The organism is Krasilnikovia cinnamomea, assembly GCF_004217545.1.
GTDB lineage: Bacteria > Actinomycetota > Actinomycetes > Mycobacteriales > Micromonosporaceae > Actinoplanes > Actinoplanes cinnamomeus.
In genome coordinates this window covers 2,395,482-2,413,348 of the sequence record NZ_SHKY01000001.1, presented here as the reverse complement: position 1 = coordinate 2,413,348, position 17,867 = coordinate 2,395,482, and the positions used below count along the sequence as shown (strand labels likewise).

At 72.2% G+C, this 17,867-nt stretch carries 16 protein-coding genes; 9 read left to right on the top strand and 7 right to left on the bottom strand.

Features of this window, described 5'->3' with window-relative positions:
* The first annotated feature begins 14 nt into the window (after positions 1-14).
* From hemC to EV385_RS10735, 5 genes are read left to right on the top strand one after another with little or no spacing between them, the layout of a single operon-like run.
* The gene (hemC, locus tag EV385_RS10755; RefSeq protein WP_130513214.1) at positions 15-959 is read left to right on the top strand and encodes a hydroxymethylbilane synthase; all 945 of its coding nucleotides are present in this window, start codon (positions 15-17) and stop codon (positions 957-959) included.
* On the top strand, positions 956-2,539 hold the full coding sequence (locus EV385_RS10750; protein ID WP_130509346.1) for a bifunctional uroporphyrinogen-III C-methyltransferase/uroporphyrinogen-III synthase: 1,584 nt from the start codon (positions 956-958) through the stop codon (positions 2,537-2,539). The genes hemC and EV385_RS10750 overlap by 4 nt, the downstream gene beginning before the upstream one ends.
* Positions 2,540-2,587: 48 nt before the next feature.
* Complete coding sequence (hemB, locus tag EV385_RS10745; protein WP_130509345.1) at positions 2,588-3,577, top strand: porphobilinogen synthase; 990 nt, start codon at positions 2,588-2,590, stop codon at positions 3,575-3,577.
* Positions 3,578-3,623: 46 nt separating this feature from the next.
* Entirely contained in the window at positions 3,624-3,836 is a 213-nt protein-coding gene (locus tag EV385_RS10740) for a type II toxin-antitoxin system HicB family antitoxin (RefSeq protein WP_130509344.1), read from the top strand.
* 18 nt (positions 3,837-3,854) lie between these two features.
* Positions 3,855-4,055 carry a type II toxin-antitoxin system HicA family toxin gene (locus EV385_RS10735; RefSeq protein ID WP_130509343.1) on the top strand — a complete coding sequence of 67 codons (201 nt, stop codon included), beginning with the start codon at positions 3,855-3,857 and terminating at the stop codon, positions 4,053-4,055.
* A gap of 15 nt (positions 4,056-4,070) precedes the next feature.
* Here the strand turns inward: EV385_RS10735 and EV385_RS10730 are convergent, their stop codons facing one another.
* The 3 genes from EV385_RS10730 to EV385_RS10720 are packed head-to-tail and all read right to left on the bottom strand — an operon-like array spanning position 4,071 to position 6,603.
* Positions 4,071-4,313 carry a hypothetical protein gene (locus tag EV385_RS10730; protein ID WP_130509342.1) on the bottom strand — a complete coding sequence of 81 codons (243 nt, stop codon included), beginning with the start codon at positions 4,311-4,313 and terminating at the stop codon, positions 4,071-4,073.
* Entirely contained in the window at positions 4,310-5,860 is a 1,551-nt protein-coding gene (locus EV385_RS10725; RefSeq protein ID WP_207229795.1) for a radical SAM protein, read from the bottom strand. Before EV385_RS10725 ends, EV385_RS10730 begins: the two co-directional genes overlap by 4 nt.
* Positions 5,857-6,603 carry a prolipoprotein diacylglyceryl transferase family protein gene (locus EV385_RS10720; protein ID WP_130509341.1) on the bottom strand — a complete coding sequence of 249 codons (747 nt, stop codon included), beginning with the start codon at positions 6,601-6,603 and terminating at the stop codon, positions 5,857-5,859. Before EV385_RS10720 ends, EV385_RS10725 begins: the two co-directional genes overlap by 4 nt.
* 49 nt (positions 6,604-6,652) lie before the next feature.
* Here EV385_RS10720 and EV385_RS10715 point away from each other — a divergent pair, with 49 nt between their 5' ends.
* Positions 6,653-7,306, top strand: coding sequence for a hypothetical protein (locus tag EV385_RS10715; RefSeq protein ID WP_130509340.1), 654 nt, complete (start codon positions 6,653-6,655; stop codon positions 7,304-7,306).
* Positions 7,307-7,373: 67 nt separating this feature from the next.
* On the opposite strand, the gene EV385_RS10710 is transcribed toward EV385_RS10715, so the two are convergent.
* From EV385_RS10710 to EV385_RS34995, 3 genes are all read right to left on the bottom strand, one after another.
* Positions 7,374-9,800, bottom strand: coding sequence for an endonuclease (locus tag EV385_RS10710; protein ID WP_130509339.1), 2,427 nt, complete (start codon positions 9,798-9,800; stop codon positions 7,374-7,376).
* A 52-nt stretch (positions 9,801-9,852) separates the two neighbouring features.
* Positions 9,853-10,872, bottom strand: coding sequence for a GNAT family N-acetyltransferase (locus EV385_RS10705; RefSeq protein ID WP_130509338.1), 1,020 nt, complete (start codon positions 10,870-10,872; stop codon positions 9,853-9,855).
* A 90-nt stretch (positions 10,873-10,962) separates the two neighbouring features.
* Complete coding sequence (locus tag EV385_RS34995) at positions 10,963-12,348, bottom strand: lytic transglycosylase domain-containing protein (RefSeq protein WP_242624815.1); 1,386 nt, start codon at positions 12,346-12,348, stop codon at positions 10,963-10,965.
* A 170-nt stretch (positions 12,349-12,518) separates the two neighbouring features.
* Between EV385_RS34995 and EV385_RS10695 the strand changes: the two genes are divergently transcribed.
* Both EV385_RS10695 and EV385_RS10690 read left to right on the top strand, forming a co-directional pair.
* Positions 12,519-12,728 carry an FmdB family zinc ribbon protein gene (locus EV385_RS10695; protein WP_130509337.1) on the top strand — a complete coding sequence of 70 codons (210 nt, stop codon included), beginning with the start codon at positions 12,519-12,521 and terminating at the stop codon, positions 12,726-12,728.
* A 618-nt stretch (positions 12,729-13,346) separates the two neighbouring features.
* On the top strand, positions 13,347-16,007 hold the full coding sequence (locus EV385_RS10690) for an adenylate/guanylate cyclase domain-containing protein (protein ID WP_130509336.1): 2,661 nt from the start codon (positions 13,347-13,349) through the stop codon (positions 16,005-16,007).
* 87 nt (positions 16,008-16,094) lie between these two features.
* Here the strand turns inward: EV385_RS10690 and EV385_RS10685 are convergent, their stop codons facing one another.
* On the bottom strand, positions 16,095-16,610 hold the full coding sequence (locus EV385_RS10685) for a phospholipase (RefSeq protein WP_130509335.1): 516 nt from the start codon (positions 16,608-16,610) through the stop codon (positions 16,095-16,097).
* Positions 16,611-16,850: 240 nt separating this feature from the next.
* On the opposite strand from EV385_RS10685, the gene EV385_RS10680 reads away from it, so the two are divergent.
* Positions 16,851-17,867, top strand: a complete 1,017-nt coding sequence (locus EV385_RS10680; RefSeq protein ID WP_130509334.1) for a potassium channel family protein — start codon at positions 16,851-16,853, stop codon at positions 17,865-17,867.

Below are 17,867 nucleotides of genomic sequence, written 5' to 3'. Positions count from 1 at the left end.
AGGGCCACGCGAGCATGCGTGGAGGCAGCGGCGCCGCCCTGCGCCTGGGCACGCGGGGCAGCGCCCTCGCCCTCGCCCAGTCCCAGATGGTCGCGGACGCGCTGACCACCGCCACGGGCCGTGCCGTGGAGCTGGTCCGGATCCAGACCGCCGGAGACCGTTCGGCCGCGCCGGTCGCCCAGCTCGGGGTCGGGGTGTTCGTGTCGGCGCTGCGTGACGCGCTGCTGGCCGACGAGATCGACTTCGCGGTGCACTCGTACAAGGACCTGCCGACCGGCGACCACCCCCGCTTGCACATCGCGGCGATCCCGCAGCGGGAGGACCCGCGCGACGCGCTGGTGGCCCGCGACGGTCTCACCCTCGCCGAGCTGCCGCCCGGCGCCGCGATCGGCACCGGCGCGGTGCGCCGCATCGCCCAGCTGCACGCCCTGGGCCTGCAGTTGGAGGTCACCCCGATCCGCGGCAACGTGGACAGCCGCATCGCGCGGGTGCTCGGCCCGGCGGCCGACCTCGACGCGGTCGTGCTGGCCCGCGCCGGCATCGCCCGGCTCGGCCGGACCGCCGAGATCACCGAAACGCTGGACCCGATGCTCATGCTGCCCGCCCCCGCCCAGGGTGCGCTGGCGATCGAGTGCCGGGCCGGTGACACAGACCTGGTCGAGCTGCTGGCCGTGCTCGACCACGCACCGACCCGGGCCGCCGTCACGGCGGAACGGGCGATGCTGGCCACGCTGGAGGCCGGGTGTTCCGCACCGGTCGCGGCACACGCCGAGCTCGCGGAGGGCGAGCACGGTGACGAGATATACCTGCGCGGTGCGGTGATCAGTCCGGATGGGGCACGAGCCATCCGGCTGTCGCGTACCGGAACGCCCGCCGACGCGGCGGAGATCGGCAAGGCGTTGGCCGCCGACCTCCTCGACGCCGGCGCCGATACCCTGATGGGGAGCACAGAGAAATGACCACCCGCACTCGTAAGTCCGGCGGCCGCATCGCGTTCGTCGGGGCCGGACCCGGCGACCCGGGCCTGCTGACCCGCCGGGCCCACGACGCCCTCGCCGACGCCGACCAGGTGGTCTACGACCGCGGCGTACCGGAGTCGCTGCTGGCGGCGATCCGTGCGGAGGCCAAGGAGGACGCCCAGTTCAGCCCGGCCGAGGGCGCGCCCGGCGACGTCGCCAAGGTGCTGCTGTCCGCGGCCAAGTCCGGCCTGTCCGCCGTGCACCTCGTCGCCGGTGACCCGTTCGGCCACGACTCCGTCGTCAAGGAGGTGCAGGCCGTCGCCCGCACCGCGGTGCAGTTCGAGGTCGTGCCCGGCGTGGGCCAGGCCGCGGGCGTCGCCACCTACGCGGGCGTGCCGTTGCCCGGCGTGCGCAGCGTCGCCGACATCGACGACATCGCCGCCCTGGACTTCGACGCGCTGGCCTCGGCCGCCGCGCGCGGCTCGTTCGCGGTCGCGGTCGACGCCGGTGACCTCGCCACCGTCCGCGACGGCCTGATCGCCGCGGGCGTCGAGGCCGGCACCCCGGTCGGCGTGACCGGCGACGGCACCGGCGAGACCCAGTACACCACCACGTCCACCGTGGACAGCTTCGTCGCCGCCGCGCTCGGCTTCACCGGCCGCGTCGTGCTCACGGTCGGCGCGAACGTCGCCCACCGCGACAAGCTGAGCTGGTGGGAGAACCGCCCGCTGTACGGCTGGAAGGTGCTCGTCCCGCGCACCAAGGAGCAGGCCGGGGCGATGAGTGCCCGGCTGCGCGCGTACGGGGCGATCCCGTGCGAGGTGCCCACCATCGCGGTCGAGCCGCCGCGTACCCCCGCCCAGATGGAGCGCGCGGTCAAGGGCCTGGTCGACGGCCGGTATGCCTGGGTCGTCTTCACGTCCGTCAACGCCGTCCGCGCGGTGTGGGAGAAGTTCGGCGAGCACGGCCTGGACGCCCGGCACTTCGGCGGCGTGAAGATCGCCTGCATCGGTGAGGCCACCGCCGAGGCGGTGCGCGCGTTCGGCATCCAGCCCGAGCTGATCCCGGCCGGGGAGCAGTCCAGCGAGGGCCTGCTGGCGGAGTTCTCCCCGCACGACGAGATCCTCGACCCGGTCGGCCGGGTGCTGCTGCCGCGCGCCGACATCGCCACCGAGACGCTGGCCGCGGGCCTGATCGAGCGGGGCTGGGAGGTCGACGACGTCACCGCGTACCGGACGGTGCGCGCGGCGCCGCCGCCGGCCGAGATCCGCGACGCCATCAAGTCGGGCGGCTTCGACGCCGTGCTGTTCACGTCGTCCTCCACGGTGCGCAACCTGGTCGGCATCGCGGGCAAGCCGCACGCCCGTACGGTCGTCGCCGTGATCGGCCCGAAGACCGCCGAGACCGCCACCGAGTTCGGCCTGCGGGTGGACGTGCAGCCGCAGCACGCCTCGGTGCCGGACCTGGTCGAGGCGCTGGCCGAGTACGCCGTGGAGCTGCGCGAAAAGCTGGCCGCCATGCCCGCCAAGCAGCGCCGGGGTTCCAAGGTTCAGGGGCCCACCGCGCTACGTTTCCGCTGATCGGGGTATCCACCGTCGTGGGCCCCCGCTTCCGCTAGGGGAATCATCGTGCCGTACCCGGAGATCCGCCCCCGCCGGCTGCGCCGGACCGCGGCCCTGCGTCGCCTCGTCGAGGAGACCCGGGTCGCCCCGGCCGAGCTGGTGCTGCCGCTGTTCGTCAAGGAGGGGCTGACCGAGCCCCGGCCGATCAGCTCACTGCCCGGCGTCGTGCAGCACTCCCGGGAGTCGCTGCGCAAGGCCGCGCACGAGGCGGTCGGGGCGGGGGTCGGCGGCCTGATGCTGTTCGGCGTGCCCGAGCAGGCCAGCAAGGACGAGACCGGCTCGGCCGGTCTCGACCCGGACGGCATCCTCAACGTGGCGATCCGCGACGTGATCGCCGAGGTCGGCGACGCCACCGTGGTCATGAGCGACCTGTGCCTGGACGAGTTCACCTCGCACGGCCACTGCGGGGTGCTGGCCCCCGACGGCAGCGTCGACAACGACGCCACCCTGGAGCTGTACGCCCAGATGGGCATGGCGCAGGCCGAGGCCGGGGCGCACGTGGTCGGCCCGTCCGGGATGATGGACGGCCAGATCGGCGTGATCCGCAAGGGCCTGGACCGCGCCGGCTTCCAGGACGTGGCGGTGCTGGCGTACGCGGCGAAGTACGCGGGCGCGTTCTACGGTCCGTTCCGGGAGGCGGTCGAGTCCACGCTGCAGGGGGACCGGCGCACGTACCAGCAGGACCCGGGCAACATCCGGGAGGCACTGCGCGAGGTCGAGCTGGACGTGGCCGAGGGCGCGGACGTGGTGATGGTCAAGCCCGCCCTGCCGTACCTCGATGTCATCGCCGCGGTCCGGGACCGGGTCGACATCCCGGTCGCCGCCTACCAGGTGTCCGGCGAGTACGCGATGGTCGAGGCGGCCGCCGCCAACGGCTGGATCGACCGGGAGCGCGTCATCCTGGAGAGCCTGACGTCGATCAAGCGCGCGGGCGCGCAGATCATCCTGACGTACTGGGCCACCGAGGCAGCCCACCTGCTGCGCCGACGGTACTAGCCTCTCAGCTGGTCCGGCTTACTCCTGGCCGCGATATGGTTGCCAGGTGGCAGAGCCTCGCACGGTGACCGTGCCCGTCGTCGTCGAACGCGACGAGGGCGGGGTGTGGTGCGCCCACGCCCAACTGCTGCCCGGCGTCGGTGCCCACGGCGAGGGTGCCACCGAGGAGGAGGCTCTCGACGACCTCCGCGAGGCGCTTATCGGCCTCATTGAGGAGTTCGGCGTCCCGCGGGAGTTGTCGATCACCGTGGCAGCCTGATGCCGCCGCTTCCCCTCCGTGAATGGAATCCGCATCGTGCGGGCGCTGGAGCGGCACGGGTTCAAGGTGGCCCGGGTCCGCGGCAGCCACCACATCCTGCGGCACGCGGACGGGCGTGGGACCACGGTCCCTGTGCACGGCGGCCGCGACGTTGCCCGGGGCACCCTGCGTGGCATTCTCAACGACGTCGGATTGACGATCGAACAGTTGGCTCCGTAAACCAGTCAGTCGCAGTCAGGTCCAGCGGATGATCGCTCCGGCGGCGCCGGCCGCTGCCAGCACCGCCAGGTAGGCCAGCACCAGGCGGACGTCCCGCAGGACGCAGGCGGACCGGCGCAGCCCCTGCCGGTGCGCCCGCAGATAGCCCGCGAACGCGAGCACCGCGAACGCCGCCACGGCGACCGGCCCGGCGATCCAGGTCAGCGCCGCCACCGTCGCGTACACGCACAGCCGAAGCGGATCGTGTGGGGCGGTCACGGCGACACCGCCCGGGGTAGCCGCTGGGCGGCCAGCTGTGGCCAGGCCTGGACGGCGCAGAACGGCGCGCACTGATCCCGCTGGTCCCGCCGCGTAGCCACGTGGATGCAGCACTGCGTCAGCCGTTCCTCGACCATCGTCGCCATGTCCATGAACGGCTTGACGGTGATCCGTTTGACCCGGTCGGCCAGCATGCGGCGCAGCCGCTCGTGACTGCCCGGCAGGGCCGAGGACGCCAGTGTGGCCAGCGTGCCGATGCCGAGGTCGCAGTTGGTGCAGATGTCACGCCACAACTCCCCGATCCGGGGGTGCGACAGCGACGACTGCTCGGACAGCAGCCCGAGCAGCGAGTCCTTGACCGCTTGCCGCAGGCTGGCGGGCAGGTCGGTGTCGGCGATCCGGTTGGCCACCAGATCGGGCGACAGTTCCAGCAGCTCCAGCAGTTTTCGGGTGCCGATCAGCGCGGTCAGCGAGCGCCACCGTCCGGTGTCGTCGCGCAGCAGGTAGCCCACTGAGCAGCAGTGCGGATGGGAGCAGGGCAGGGCGGTGAGGTCCCGCCAGGTGACCAGGTCGCCGGTCTGCGGGCCGAGCCGGGCCAGCACGCCGGTGTGGGTGAGTCGGTCGCGCCAGTCGATCGGCTCGGAACGGCCGGAACCGAACTGGGGCTGAATCGACACCCCGCCCACGTACGGGGTGTCCAGCGCCCGCTTGATCACCGGGCCGATCTGGTCCTCGTTGACCCCGAGCGCGGCCGTCATGGTCAACGTGGTGAAGATGCCCCGCTCGCTGAGCCGGTCGATCGCCTGGTCCTTGATCCGTCGCAGGTCGGCGCCGCGGTGCAGGCGGTGGGCCCGCTCGGTGACGCCGTCGTACTGCAGGTAGACCTCCAGCCGGTGGCGGTGGCGGGCCAGCAGGTCGAGCAGCGCGTCGTCGCGGGCGACGGCCAGGCCGTTGGTGTTGAGCAGGATCCGCACCACCGGCCGGGCCACGAGGTCGTCGAGCAGCTCGCGCAGTTGCGGGTGGAGGGTGGGTTCGCCGCCGGAGAGCATGAGTACGTCGAGCCGGCCGTCCTCCCGGGAGATCCGCGTGTCCACACTGGCCAGGAGGTCGGCCAGCGGGACGACCGACTCCTCGGCCGGTGACGAGTCCGCGAAGCAGGTGGGGCAGCGCAGGTTGCACGTGTCGGTGAGGTCGGTCAGCAGGATGCAGGTGTGCTGCGTCTGCATCTCGGGGAGCCCGTCCAGGTAACCCGCGGGGACGGGTGCGAAGTTGCCCGCCAGGTCCGGCTGGTGCCGCTTGGTGGGCGCCGTCCACCGTTCCAGGTATTCGAGGATCTCCGGGTCCTCGTCGTACAGGGTGCTGACCAGGCCGTGGCGGGGGCAGCCGCGTTCCAGCCAGACGCGGCCGTCGCGGACGGCCAGCCGGCCCGACAGCCGGGCCACCTCGGCGAGGTCCCGCAGGGGATTCTCGGCGTGGCAGTGCGGGCAGAAGGCGTTGACGTACCGGTGGATGCGGTCGCCGCGCAGCGGCATGCCGAGCGTGCTCATCGGACTTTCACTCTCCCGTTCAGCTTCCAGATCCGCCACGCCAGCAGCGGTGCGCAGCACAGCAGGAACCATTGCGGCCGGGTCAGCCCGTCGGCCACCACCTGGTTGCCGCGGACGAATTCGACCCCGAACCGGAAGATCGCGTATCCGGCGAGGTATCCGGTGAACAGCGCGTCCGGCCGGGTGACGCGATCGCGCAGCAGCACGAGCGCGCCCAGGGCGAGGAGGTGGAAGACGATTTCGTACGCGAACGAGGGGTGCAGTGGAACCCCGACCCGCGCGCCGGGGATGCGCGCGGCGGCCTCCGCGGTCAGCGTGATGCCCCAGCGGCCACCGGTCGGGGTGCCCGGCAGCTCGGTGAGCAGGCAACCGATCCGGCCCACCGCCATCCCGGCGGCTACGGCGGGGGCGAAGAGATCACCACTGTGTTCGGTGTAGCCGCACAGCCGTTTGGCGACGAGCACCCCGGCGTACGCGCCGAGCAGGCCGGACAGGATGCTGCGGTTGCCGTACAGCCATTGCTGGGCGAGGCCGGCGTTGTCGCCGAGTCGAAGATGCTGCAGCCACGTGCCGATCCTGGCGAAGACGGCTCCTCCGGTCAGCGCGCCCGCGACCAGGTACCAGAGGCGGGGGTCATGCCGTCCGCGCCGGTGCGTCTCGACGGCGAAGACGGCTGCCGCGACACCCAGACCGAGACCGGTGAAGATCTCATGTGTCTCGACCGGCACAGCACCTAATTGCACTTGCTAGATATAACCATCAAATAGGCATGAAATCGGGCATCCTGCCCAGGTGACACCGAACTGGGTGCCGAGTCACGCCGAGTTCAAGCACGGCGTCGAACAACGGATGTCGGCCATCCTCCGGGATTGCCCGGGCCTGATGGCAATTCCCCTCCCGCCGCCGCGGATCCGAGAGGAGGCCGCGCTCGCGCCGCCCACCGCGGGTAACCGGATCCGGGCGGGCGCCATTGCGGTCAACCTTCCGCCGGACCAGGTGTTCGCGGCGGCGGCCCTGCACTTCCAGCGCGCCGGCTACCAGGTCAACGACGCCATCGGCGTGGTCGGCCGCCTGCTGGTCGCCAGTGACGCGGCAGGGTACGCACTGACCCTGCGGCGGGAGGGCACCGAGCCCCCGATTCTGATCGTCGCGTCCCCACCCCTGGCCGGTGTCTCCACGTCGGCCCGGATCTGGCTCGGCGTCGCCGTGGGCGGGGCGGCCGGGTTCTTCGCCCCGTGCATCACGGGGCTCAGCCCGTTGTCCGACCTGCCGCACCTGGTCGGCCTGGAGGCGCCGTGGTTCGCCTGGGTGCCGTTCTTCGCCGTGGCCGTGCTGGGCTGCCTGCTGCATCCGGCATCCCGTGCGTTCGGCACCGGCCTGCTCATCGGTGGCTCGCTGGTCGGCATCACCATGGCCAGCATCTGCTCCGGGCTCGGCGTCGGTTAGGTGAAACGCGCCGGGGCCCGGCGGTGTCATGTCACCGCCGGGCCCCGGGCTTCGCTCGTTCAGCGAGCTAGTCGTCGTTGACGATGGTGCCGGTCGCGGTCGGGCCGGTCTGCCGGACCGAGGTGGAGATGCCCGCGACAGCCAGGGTGAGCTTCTCGTCCGGCTCACGGACGTCGTCCCCGCGTACGGTCACCGTGAAGCTCGTGGCGGTCTCACCCGCCGCGATGGTCCGGCAGCCCAGGTAGGGGTCGAAGTCCAGCAGCGGCCACGCGGTCTGCGGTCCGGCGATCGCGCACACCGTCAGCGGCTGGCTCATCGGCCGCGACAGCGTCACGGGGAACACCAGCGGCGTGGTCGTCCCCTTCGCCCCCTCGGTGACCCGGGCACCTGCCACGGACAGCGCCGGACGGGACTGGAACCGGATCACCTGCGGGTCGTGGTCGCTGGCGCCCCGCTTCGGGTTGTCCGGGTCGTGGCCGGACCAGTCCGCGTTGATGTGCGCGGCCCGAATCTGGATCAGGTCCGCGTACAGGGCGTCGGTGACGAACACGTGGTCCAGCGTCTGCGCCGACCCCTCGAAGTCGTACGAGTACGCGGCTGCCGGCACGTCCGCCGCCAGGTCGTCCCACAGGTTGTGCAGGCCGGCGGCGTACAGCGGGCCGAGCTGGTCGCCCGGGTTGGCGGGGACCGGGTCGTCGGGGCGGGGGAAGACGTTCAGGTCACCGCCGTACACGACCCGGGCGTGCGGGTGGGCCGCCTCGATCGCGGTGACCAGCGCCGCACCGTACGCGGCCTGCTCGGTGCGCTGCCCGACCCGGCCGTCCGGCCCGGACGAGTAGTGGTTGCTCATGGCCCAGATCTGGTAGTGATCGGCGGAGCCCGGCGCCGCCTTGACGTCGAACAGGCCGACCTGCGGGGCGCGGGTGTAGACGTTCGAGCCGTCCACCCCCGTGGACTTGTCCACGTCGGCGGGGAGCACCGCGTTGAGGGCCTTCGGGTTGGACACGTCGGTGTTGCCGGGCAGCGGGGCACCCCGGTACACGACCTTCGGGCTGGCGCCGAGGACGGCGTCGTCCGCCGCCGGTGTCGCCAGCGAGAGCCGGTCCGTGCGGTACAGGAACGCGGAGGTGATGCCACGGGCGTCCGCCCCGGTCCGGTCGAACGCCGCATCGTACGCGGGACCGCCCGCGGCCTTGACCGTCAGCGCCAGCTCCTGCAGAGTGTCCGGCCTGCCGTCCGCGTCGTTGGTGTCGCCGCAGGTCAACGCGCCGTCGGTCACCGTACAGATGTCCTGGTCCTCGGCCTCCTGGGCGAGGATCAGGTCGGGGCTGTGCAGGTCGTCGGTGATCTGACCGGCCAGCGCCCCCAGCCGCTTCTGGTACTCCTCGGCGCTCGCCGGGACGTAGTTGAAGGGCGGCTTGACTCCGGTGCAGCCCAGGTTCCCGGTGAAGTCGCAGCCGTCGAACGGGTCGTCGCGGAAGTCGTACAGGTTCTCCACGTTGAACGTGGCGACCGCGACCTCGCGGCTGCGCGTCGCGGCCTTGGGCGGGTGGTTCTTCGCCGGGTCCGGGCCGGATGCGAACGCGACCGCCGCGGGCTGGACGCTGTACTTGTTGAACGCGTAGTGGACGCCACCGATCGCGTCGCCGCTCACGGTGTCGAAAGTGCGTGCCGGGGGCAGCACCGCGGAAGCGTCGTTCGCGGCCGCCTTGACCCCCATGGGGCCGAGCAGGATGCGGTTTCCGTTGCCGTTGTCGACCGTGCCGGGCAGGTCGTCGAGCGGGTGCGCGTCGCGGAACACCCGCCGCGCGTACGGGTCCTCGCGCTTCATCAGCGGGTCGTCGCGGTCGATCGCCCAGGCCTCGGCGTCGTCGGTGCTGTCGTACACCTTGGTGCCGGAGACGAGCCCGGAGCCGGAGCGGACCCGCAGCTGCATGCCCTCGTGCCGCTCCCAGAACAGGTCGGCGGCCGCGGCGTCGGCGGGCGGGACGGCGTCGTCGACCTGCACCTCGGCGGGTACGTCGAGGCCGGTCGCCAGCGTGCTCACGTACTCCGCGCTGGACAGCTCGGTGAGGCTGAAGTACTCGCTCACCTTCGCCTTGACGACGATCTCGTCGCCCACCTTGGGGGCGTATCCGCCGATCAGGGTGGTGAAGGTCGACATGTAGACGAAGATGCCGTCGGAGGTGGTCGGGTCGCCATCGGTCGCGTCCTTGCGGCTCTGCAGGAAGAAGCCGTACTGCTTGGCGCCGGTGTCGGTGTGCGACAGCGCGAGCTGGGTGACGACGCCGCGGACCAGGTGCTTGGCGGAGCTGGTGCCGTTGCCCGACGGGGGCGCCAGCGGGGAGCGCTGCGTGCGCGGGCTGGTCGTCGTGCTGCCCTGGACCGCGCCGACGGTCAGGGGATCGTCGGCGGCGTGGGCCGCGCCGGGGAAAAGGGTGGTCGCCGAAACTATGGAAACAGCGATAATGGGCAATATGCGTCGGAAGCGCACGAAGCCTCCACTGGGGAGCTGAACATGGGTACGCCGACGGTAAAGCCCCAGGTCAGTCCTTGGGTTCTAAGGTCTGTACCAGTTGCGCAACATCGGCGCCATATTCATACCAGTCACGGTCCAGCTGGAAGCCCAACTCGGCGTTAACCTTGATCATCGATTCGTTGTGCCGCGCGTTCCAGGTCTGGACCTCCAGCAACCCCGGCTCGGCGGTCCGCAGCTCGAACAGCATGCGCGCCTTGATCGCCCGGTCGATGCCGTGCCCGCGGTGGGCGCGGACCACGATGGTGTCGTACTGGTCCGCCCGCTCCGGGTGCTGCGCCGGAACCACCACCTCGGTGAGACCCGCCACCACCCCGGTGGCCTCGTGCACCGCCAGCACGATGTACGGCTTCAGCCCCCGTTTGTGCAACGTCTGCAGGCTGTCGCGTAGCCGCTGCGGATCCGACGACCGGGGCGCCAGGTCCAGGTCGTTGTCGTCGTCCGGGGCCTCCTGCTTCGCCTGCGCGTACGCCTCCAGCAGCTCCTCCGGCGGGCCACCCGGGTGATACTCGATGCGGTAGCCGTGCGCGATGCCGTTGCTCATCGACCCCAGCGCCTCCCAGTCCACCTTGGAGAGGGTGAGGACGCTGCGGGTCTCCGCGTACTCGCGCTCGAAGCCGACGGACTCGTAGAACCCGATGGCCGGGGTGTCGCCGATCACCTCGACCCCGATGGACGAGAAGCCCTCCAGGTACGCGCGGCGCGCGGCCACCCCGACGAGCTGCCGTCCCAGACCGCGGCGGCGTAAGGCCGGATGGACCAGTACCTCCAGGACGCCGATGTCGCCCAGCAGCAGGATGCTGACGTGGCCGTACACCCGGCTCTCGCCCTCGGGGAGGCGGTCGTCCTCGGCCACCCAGCAGATCCGGCGCTCACCGGGCATCGTCTCGGCCAGATACTCCCTGACCTGCACGTCCTGCCACGGTGGATCGTCGGGGAGGTCCGCGGCCAGCACCGCGTTCAGCGTCTCCACGAGCGATCGGATCTCCCCCGGCGACGCGGCCCGGGGATCCCACTCACGCACCCTCACGCGTACAGCTTGCCGGTAAGGCGAGGCTCAGGGAAGGCCCACGGATGCATTCGTATGTGGTCCGTCACTGTCGGTTGACAACAATCGCCATTAGACGCGGCTTCGCTGGCCGTACGTGTTCGCCGCGTCGAAGACCTTCTGCGCGTACGGCCGCACCGCGTTGTACGACAGGATCGCATCCCACCACGCGTCCGCCTTGGACAGGTCCCGGCCGTTGCGGCACAGGTACGCCGCCGCGGTCAGCGCCGCGTCGTCGATGTCGTTCGGATCGGCGAGTCCGCTGTTGTCGGCGTCGACCGCGTTCTCCTTCCAGGTGGACGGGATGAACTGCAGCGGTCCGATCGCCCGGTCGTATGTCGCGTCCCCGTCGAGCACGCCCTGGTCGGTGTCCTTGATCAGCTGGCGGCCGCCCTTGCCGTCCAGCGGCAGCCCGTGGATCGGTGGCTGCACCGAACCGTCCGCGCCGAGCACCGCGCCGTGCGCGCTACCGTGCGCCGACTCCACTTCGGCGATCGCGGCCAGGGTCGTCCAGTTGAGGTGGCAGCTCGGCGTCGTCCGGGCCACCACCAGCTCCGCGTACCCGTACGCCTGCACGGCCACCACCGGGATGCCCACCCGGGTGCCCACCTGCTGCGCCCAGCCCGCCAGTGCGTCCGCCGGCCGGGCCCCCGTGACCACGGGAAACGCCGGCCCCGTGCTACTGGGCAGCGTGGCCACGCTGCCCGGGACGCCCGCCGGGACGCTCACGGACGGCACGGCGCCGCCCTGGTCGAGCGGGAACCCCGGGGTCGCGCTCGGCGACGGCGCCGCGGGCAGGGCCTTCGGCACCAGGTAGACGCCCGCCGTGCCGGCGGCACCCATGAGCAGCGCGGCGATGGCGGCGGGCAGGATGAGCCGGCCGCTGGGGCGCCGGGCCCAGGCGGAGGTACGGCGTCCGGCGGCGCGGGCAACCCGGACCGGGTTGGCGTGGCGCAGCACACGGGTGGCGCGGCCCTTGGAGGCGGCCGCCACGGCGGCGGCGGTGGGCGGATCGCCCGCGTCACCCGGCGCCTTGTCGCCGGTGGCCTGGTCTGCCGTTCCGCCCTTCGCCTCGGCCGAGTCGATCTTCGCGGCCGGTCTGTCCTTGTTCCCGGCTGGCTCGCCCTTGTTCCCGGCCGGCTCGCCCTTGTTCGCGGCTGGCTCGCCCTTGTTCGCGGCCGGCTCGTCGTCATCGCGAGCCGGTTCGTCGTTCCCGGCGACCTTGTCGGCGGCTTCGCCGGGAGTGTCGCTATTGCCGGAAACGGCGGGGTCTGGGGGTGTGGTGCCGTCCGCTTTGGCGAACGCCGCACCGTCAGCGGGCTTGACCGGGCCATCGGCGCCACGGTCGCCTAGGCCGGTCCGGAGCTTGTCGCCGACCGGGCCGGGGCGGGGCGTATCGGGCTCGGCCCCGGTGAGGCCCGGGACGGGATCGCTCGGGGCGGCTCCGGAGCTGCCCACGGGCCCGCCCCGATGCGGCGCGGGCGGCCGCGTTTGCGGCGTGCCCGATCGCTTCTTCTTCCCGTCCCCCACGCCACGACCCTACCTGGCGGTGGCCTCGCCCGACGGTCCCTGTACGCAGGCTGTGGACGGGGAGGCGGGAGGGCGTACCCACCCAATACGCTGTGCGGATGCCGCGCTACGACTACCGCTGCCGCTCCTGCGGTGACACGTTCGAGGTGACCCGCCCGATGCGGGAGGCGTCCGCCCCGACCACCTGCCCCCAGGGCCACACCGACACGGTGAAGCTGCTGTCCACGGTTGCCGTGACCGGGCGCGGTGGCGCCCCTTCGGCGCCAGCCGGTGGCGGGGGCTGCTGCGGTGGCGGCGGCTGCTGCTGACACCAGACCAAAGGCCAGGGCCGGGGCCGTCTCGTCCCCCCTCCCCGGCCGGACTGGCGTCCGCCCCGGCCTTGCCATCATCCGGACCACGGCGGTCCGCCCGCATCCGGACCACAGCCACCCCGCCCACATCCGGACGACAGCCACCCCGCCCACATTCGGACGACGGCCACCCGGCCCGCATCCGGACCACGCCGTCCGCTCGCTGCTCGACCGGGTGATCCTGGTCTGGTCGGAACCGGCTCGACGGTGATCGCCCGAGGCGGGTGTCCGTCGTGGACAGACGGCGACGGTTCCGCTGCGGCTACGGCGAAAATGGACGATCGGCACGTATCGCGGTCCCCCTGAACCACAGCAACACCATCGGGGTACGCCTGCGTGAGTGTGTTCAATGTCGCCCCCGGCCACAGCCGACCGGATTCGCCGCAACCGGAAGCGGTTCACCTCGTTACGTCACGCGAAGTGCCACCCGTAATCGTCGATGATTTCCCCGGGGTGTCGCCCATAAGAGGCCGACATCGCGGGTCGGATGGTTACCGATCGTTTTTACGATGTGCCGTGTCAGCGTGGCGCGTGCACCATGACATTGACATCCCGGAGGGGGCGGAGGTTCACACCGTGTCGGGACGGACCGAGCTGCCAAGCGGGCTGGTGACCTTCATGTTCACCGACATCGAGGGCTCGACCCGGCTCGCGCGGATGCTCGCGGAGGCATACGGGGCCGTCCTCCATGCGCACCGCGAGGTGATCCGGGCGGTGCTGCACGACTTCGGGGGCGCGGAGCTTTTCACGGAGGGTGACTCGTTCTTCGTGGCCTTCGGCAACGCCGCGGTGGCCGTGACGGCGTGCGTCGCGATGCAGCGGGCGCTGGCCGCGCACGGCTGGCCCGGCCCCGACGTGATGCCCCGGGTGCGTATCGGACTGCACACGGGCCGGGCCACTCCGGTCGGTGGCGAGTACACCAGCGCCGAGGTGCACCGTGCCGCCCGGGTCGCCGCGGCCGCGCACGGCGGCCAGGTGCTCTGCTCGGAGGCGACCGTCCGCGCCGCGACCGCCCAGCCCCCGGCCGGTGCGGCGCCGCACCCGATGGAGGGCGTCGACCTGCTGGACCTGGGTCTGTATCACCTGCGCGGTTTCGACGACCCGGAGCGGATCTTCCAGGTCGCGGCGCCCGGACTGGAACGCAGCTTCCCCCGCCCGCGCACCCCGGGAGCGGCGCGCCACAACCTGCCCGCGCCGCTGACCACGTTCGTCGGGCGGCGTGCGGAGCTGGCCGAGCTCACCGCCCTGGTCGGCAAGCATCGCCTGGTCACGGTCGTCGGTGGCGGTGGTGCCGGCAAGTCGCGGCTGGCGCTGGCAGCCGCCGAACAACTGCTGCCGGGGTATCCGGACGGCGTCTGGGTGGTCGACGTCGCCGCCGGCACCGATGACCTGCCGGTGGCGGTGGCCCGCGCGCTGGGGGTACGCGCCGAGCCGGACCGGCGTCTCATCGAGACGATCGTGGACCGCTGCGCCCACCGCCGCCTGCTGCTGCTGGTGGACACCTGCGACGCGGCTCCCGCCGCGGTCCGGTCGGCCGTACGTCATCTGCTGGCCGGCTGCCCCGGGCTCCGGGTGCTCGCGACCGGCCGTCAGCCCGTCGGCGTCCACGGTGAACTGGCCTGGCGGATCCCGCCGCTGGCCCCGGCCGACGCCTTCACCCTGCTCGGTGAGCGCGCCGCGGCGGCGCGCGGCGGCCAGCGGGTGCCGCCGCGCGAGGACGCGGATCTGGTCCGGGTCGCGTCCCGGCTGGAAGGGCTTCCCCTTGCCCTGGAACTGGCCGCGCAGCGGCTCCAGTTGCTGTCGGCGGCGCAGCTGGCCAGCCGGCTGGACGACCCGCTGACCGCCCTGGACGCGGGCCGCGAGGACACCGCTGGCGTCATCGGAGCCGACTGCCGGATCAGTGAGGCGGCCGAGCGCCACAACAGCCTGACCCGGACCGTGGACTGGTCGTACCGCCGGCTGGGGGAGCGGGCCGCCCGCCTGCTGGAGCGGCTGGCGGTCTTCGCCGGGCCGGTCGAACTGGCGGCGGTCGAGTGGTGCGACGACGAGGCGCTCGGCGCGCTGTCGGAACTGACCACCGCGTCCCTGATCGAGGTGGTGCCGGGCCCGCGCTACCGGATGCCCGAGCAGGTCCGGGGGTACGCGATGCGCAGGCTCGTGGCCGCGGGCGAGGAGCGGGCGGTGCGGGAGCGGCACGTCGGCTGGGCGTTGCACGTCCTCGACGCGATGGCGGTCGACGCCGACGGCGAGCCGCGCACGGTGTCCCTGACGGAGCTGGCCCCGTACGTGGGGGAGTGGCAGGCGGCGCTGCGCTGGGTGGTCGGCAACGGCAGCGTCCGGGCCGGGCTGCGCCTGGCCGCCGCCCTCGACCCCTGGTGGCGGGAGTACGGCGGCGCCCGCGACGGCCGGGATCTGCTGTTCCGCCTGTACGGTCGGCTGTCCGAGGAGGATGTGACCCCCGCCGAGCTGGCCGGGGTGTACCTGGTGCACGCCGGCCTCGCCGAGGACCCGGACGAGCAGACCCGTTTCCTGCACCGGGCCGAGTTGGTCGCCCACACCGCCGACCTGCCGGTGCTGGTCCTCGCGGCGATGGTCGGCCGGCGGGTGAACCTGCTGCGGGACAAGCGTTTCGCCGACGCGGAGCGGCTGTGCCGGGAGGTGATCGCGCACGCCGAGCGGTGCCACGTGGCCGGGGCGGCATTGCCGGCCGTGCTGACCCTCGCCGAGTTGCTCTGGCGTAGAGGATCGCTGGACGAGGCCGCCGAGTTGCTCGGGGCCGCGCGCCAGGCCGAGGCGGGCCGGCCCGGCGACCGGGGCCGCCGTACCGTCGACTGGCTTCTGGGGATGGTGGCCCTGCGCCGGGGCGACCTGGTCGCCGCGCACGACCACCTCGTGGTCGCCCTGCGGTCGCGGCTGCGGCACGGCTTCCGGGGCGCGGCCGCGGACGCGGTCGCCGCGATCGCGGTCCGGTGTGCGCTCGGCGGCGACGCCGCTACGGCGGCGGTGCTGTTCGGGGGTGCCGAGTCGGTACGTGGCGAGCGGCGGGCCGAGGTGTTCGGCGGGTTCTGGTCGGCGCAGCAGGCGGGGGTGCGGGCGACGCTGGGCGACGGCGCGTTCGACGCGGCGTACGCCGACGGCGCGCAACTGGGCTTCGACCGGATCGTGGCGATGGCGCTGGCCGTGGAGCACCCGGACCTGGAGCAGGGCTCGGCCCGCTTCGCACCGACCCTGCACTGAGGCCTCGACCTCCCTGAGGCTCGGCGCAAAGGGGCGGCCCGCAACCGGCGGGGGGAACCGGCTGCGGACCGCGCTCGGGGTGGGCGCTCAGCCCGCGTGGGCCTTGAGCTGCGCCGCCCGTTCGAGGTCGGCGCGCTGCACCGCGTCGAGCGAACCGAAGATGTGCACCGCCTGGTAGTACGTCCAGGCGAGGCTGTAGCAGGCCGGCTGCAGCGCGGCGCTGTAGGTGGCGCACTTGCGCTTGAGGTCGGCGTAGAACATGGAGTCGACCCGGTCCTTATTGGCCGGGAACTGTCCGATCGCCTTGTAGTTGCGGTAGCCGAAGTCGTGGTGCCAGCAGGCGAGGGCGAAGTCGAAGCCGAGCGGGTTGTCGGGGCTCGACGAGCAGTAGTCGGTGGACCAGTCGAAGTGGTATTCGGCCCAGCGTCCCTGGTCGACGCGGGCGGCGTTCCAGGCGTTGGTGCTGGCGGTGGTCGTTTGGGTCCAGGAGGAGAGCACGGCCGGCTTGTCGGCGGGGATGGCGGCGTGCGCGGCGGCGGCGGGGACGAGCAGGGCCAGCGACGACAGGGCGACGACGAGGGTACGGCGGGCGGACCGGAGCATCGGGGACCTCCAGCGGGGGCGGCCCCTCGTGAGGGCCGGTGACCCTCAGTGTTCGAAAGATTGCAGAATTAATACAAACATGTGAATGGTTTCTGCTGGAGTGCGCCGAAGGCATCGCTGGGTATTCCGTACCGTCGCCGATTGTGATGTCCTGAAATTTCGTGGTGCCATCCAAGTGGCCCGCTGGGCCCGGTACCAGCACCGCGCCGGTTATCGTGATCGTGTGCAGGCGGGCGTACCGTGATCCACCTTCCCCTGGTCCGGCAGGGGCCCTTGCGCGCGCTCAGCATCCGGGCGGCCGCGGCCCTGTTGCTTGTCCTGCTGACCGTCGGCATGGTCTACGCCGACCGCGACGGCTACCGCGACGTCAACGAGGACGGCCTCTCGCTGCTCGACTGCTTCTACTACGCGGTCGTATCGCTCTCCACGACCGGCTACGGCGACATCACGCCGTACACCCCGCACGCGCGGCTGGTGAACATCATGTTCATCACGCCCGCCCGGGTGCTGTTCCTGATCATCCTGGTCGGCACGACCCTCGAGGTCCTCACCGAGCAGTACCGGAAGAACCTTCGGGTCACCAGGTGGAGGCGCAAGTTGAAGGACCACGTCATCGTCTGCGGCTACGGCACCAAGGGACGTTCGGCCGTCACGGCCCTGCTCGAGAACGGCCTCGACAAGTCCCGCATCGTCGTCGTCGAGAACCGCGACGTCGCACTGCGCCACGCCGCCACGGACGGCCTCGTCGCCATCGAGGGCAACGCGACCCGCTCCTCAGTGCTCAACGAGGCCCACGTCAAGAGCTGCAAGGCGGTCATCATCGCCACGGACACCGACGAGGCGTCGGTGCTCATCTCCCTGACCGTGCGCCAGTTGACCGGCGGCCAGGTACGGATCATCGCCGCGGTCCGCGAGCAGGAGAACGCCGCCCTGCTCAAGCAGAGCGGCGCCCACCACGTCATCGTGTCGTCGTCCACCGCGGGCCGGCTGCTCGGCCTGACCACCACCGCGCCGCCGCTGATCGACGTCGTGGAGGACCTGCTCACCCCCGGTCAGGGCATGGCGCTGGCGATGCGTGCCGCGGAACGCAACGAGGTCGGCCGCAAGCCGCGCGAGCTGGACACGCTCGTGGTGGCGCTGATCCGGCGGGGCAAGGTGGTGCCGCTGGGCGGGGAGGCCGCCGTCGCGATCGAGACCGGCGACATGCTGGTCTACATCCGCAGCGAGGACGCCCCGGCCAACGGCGTCGTGGTCTGA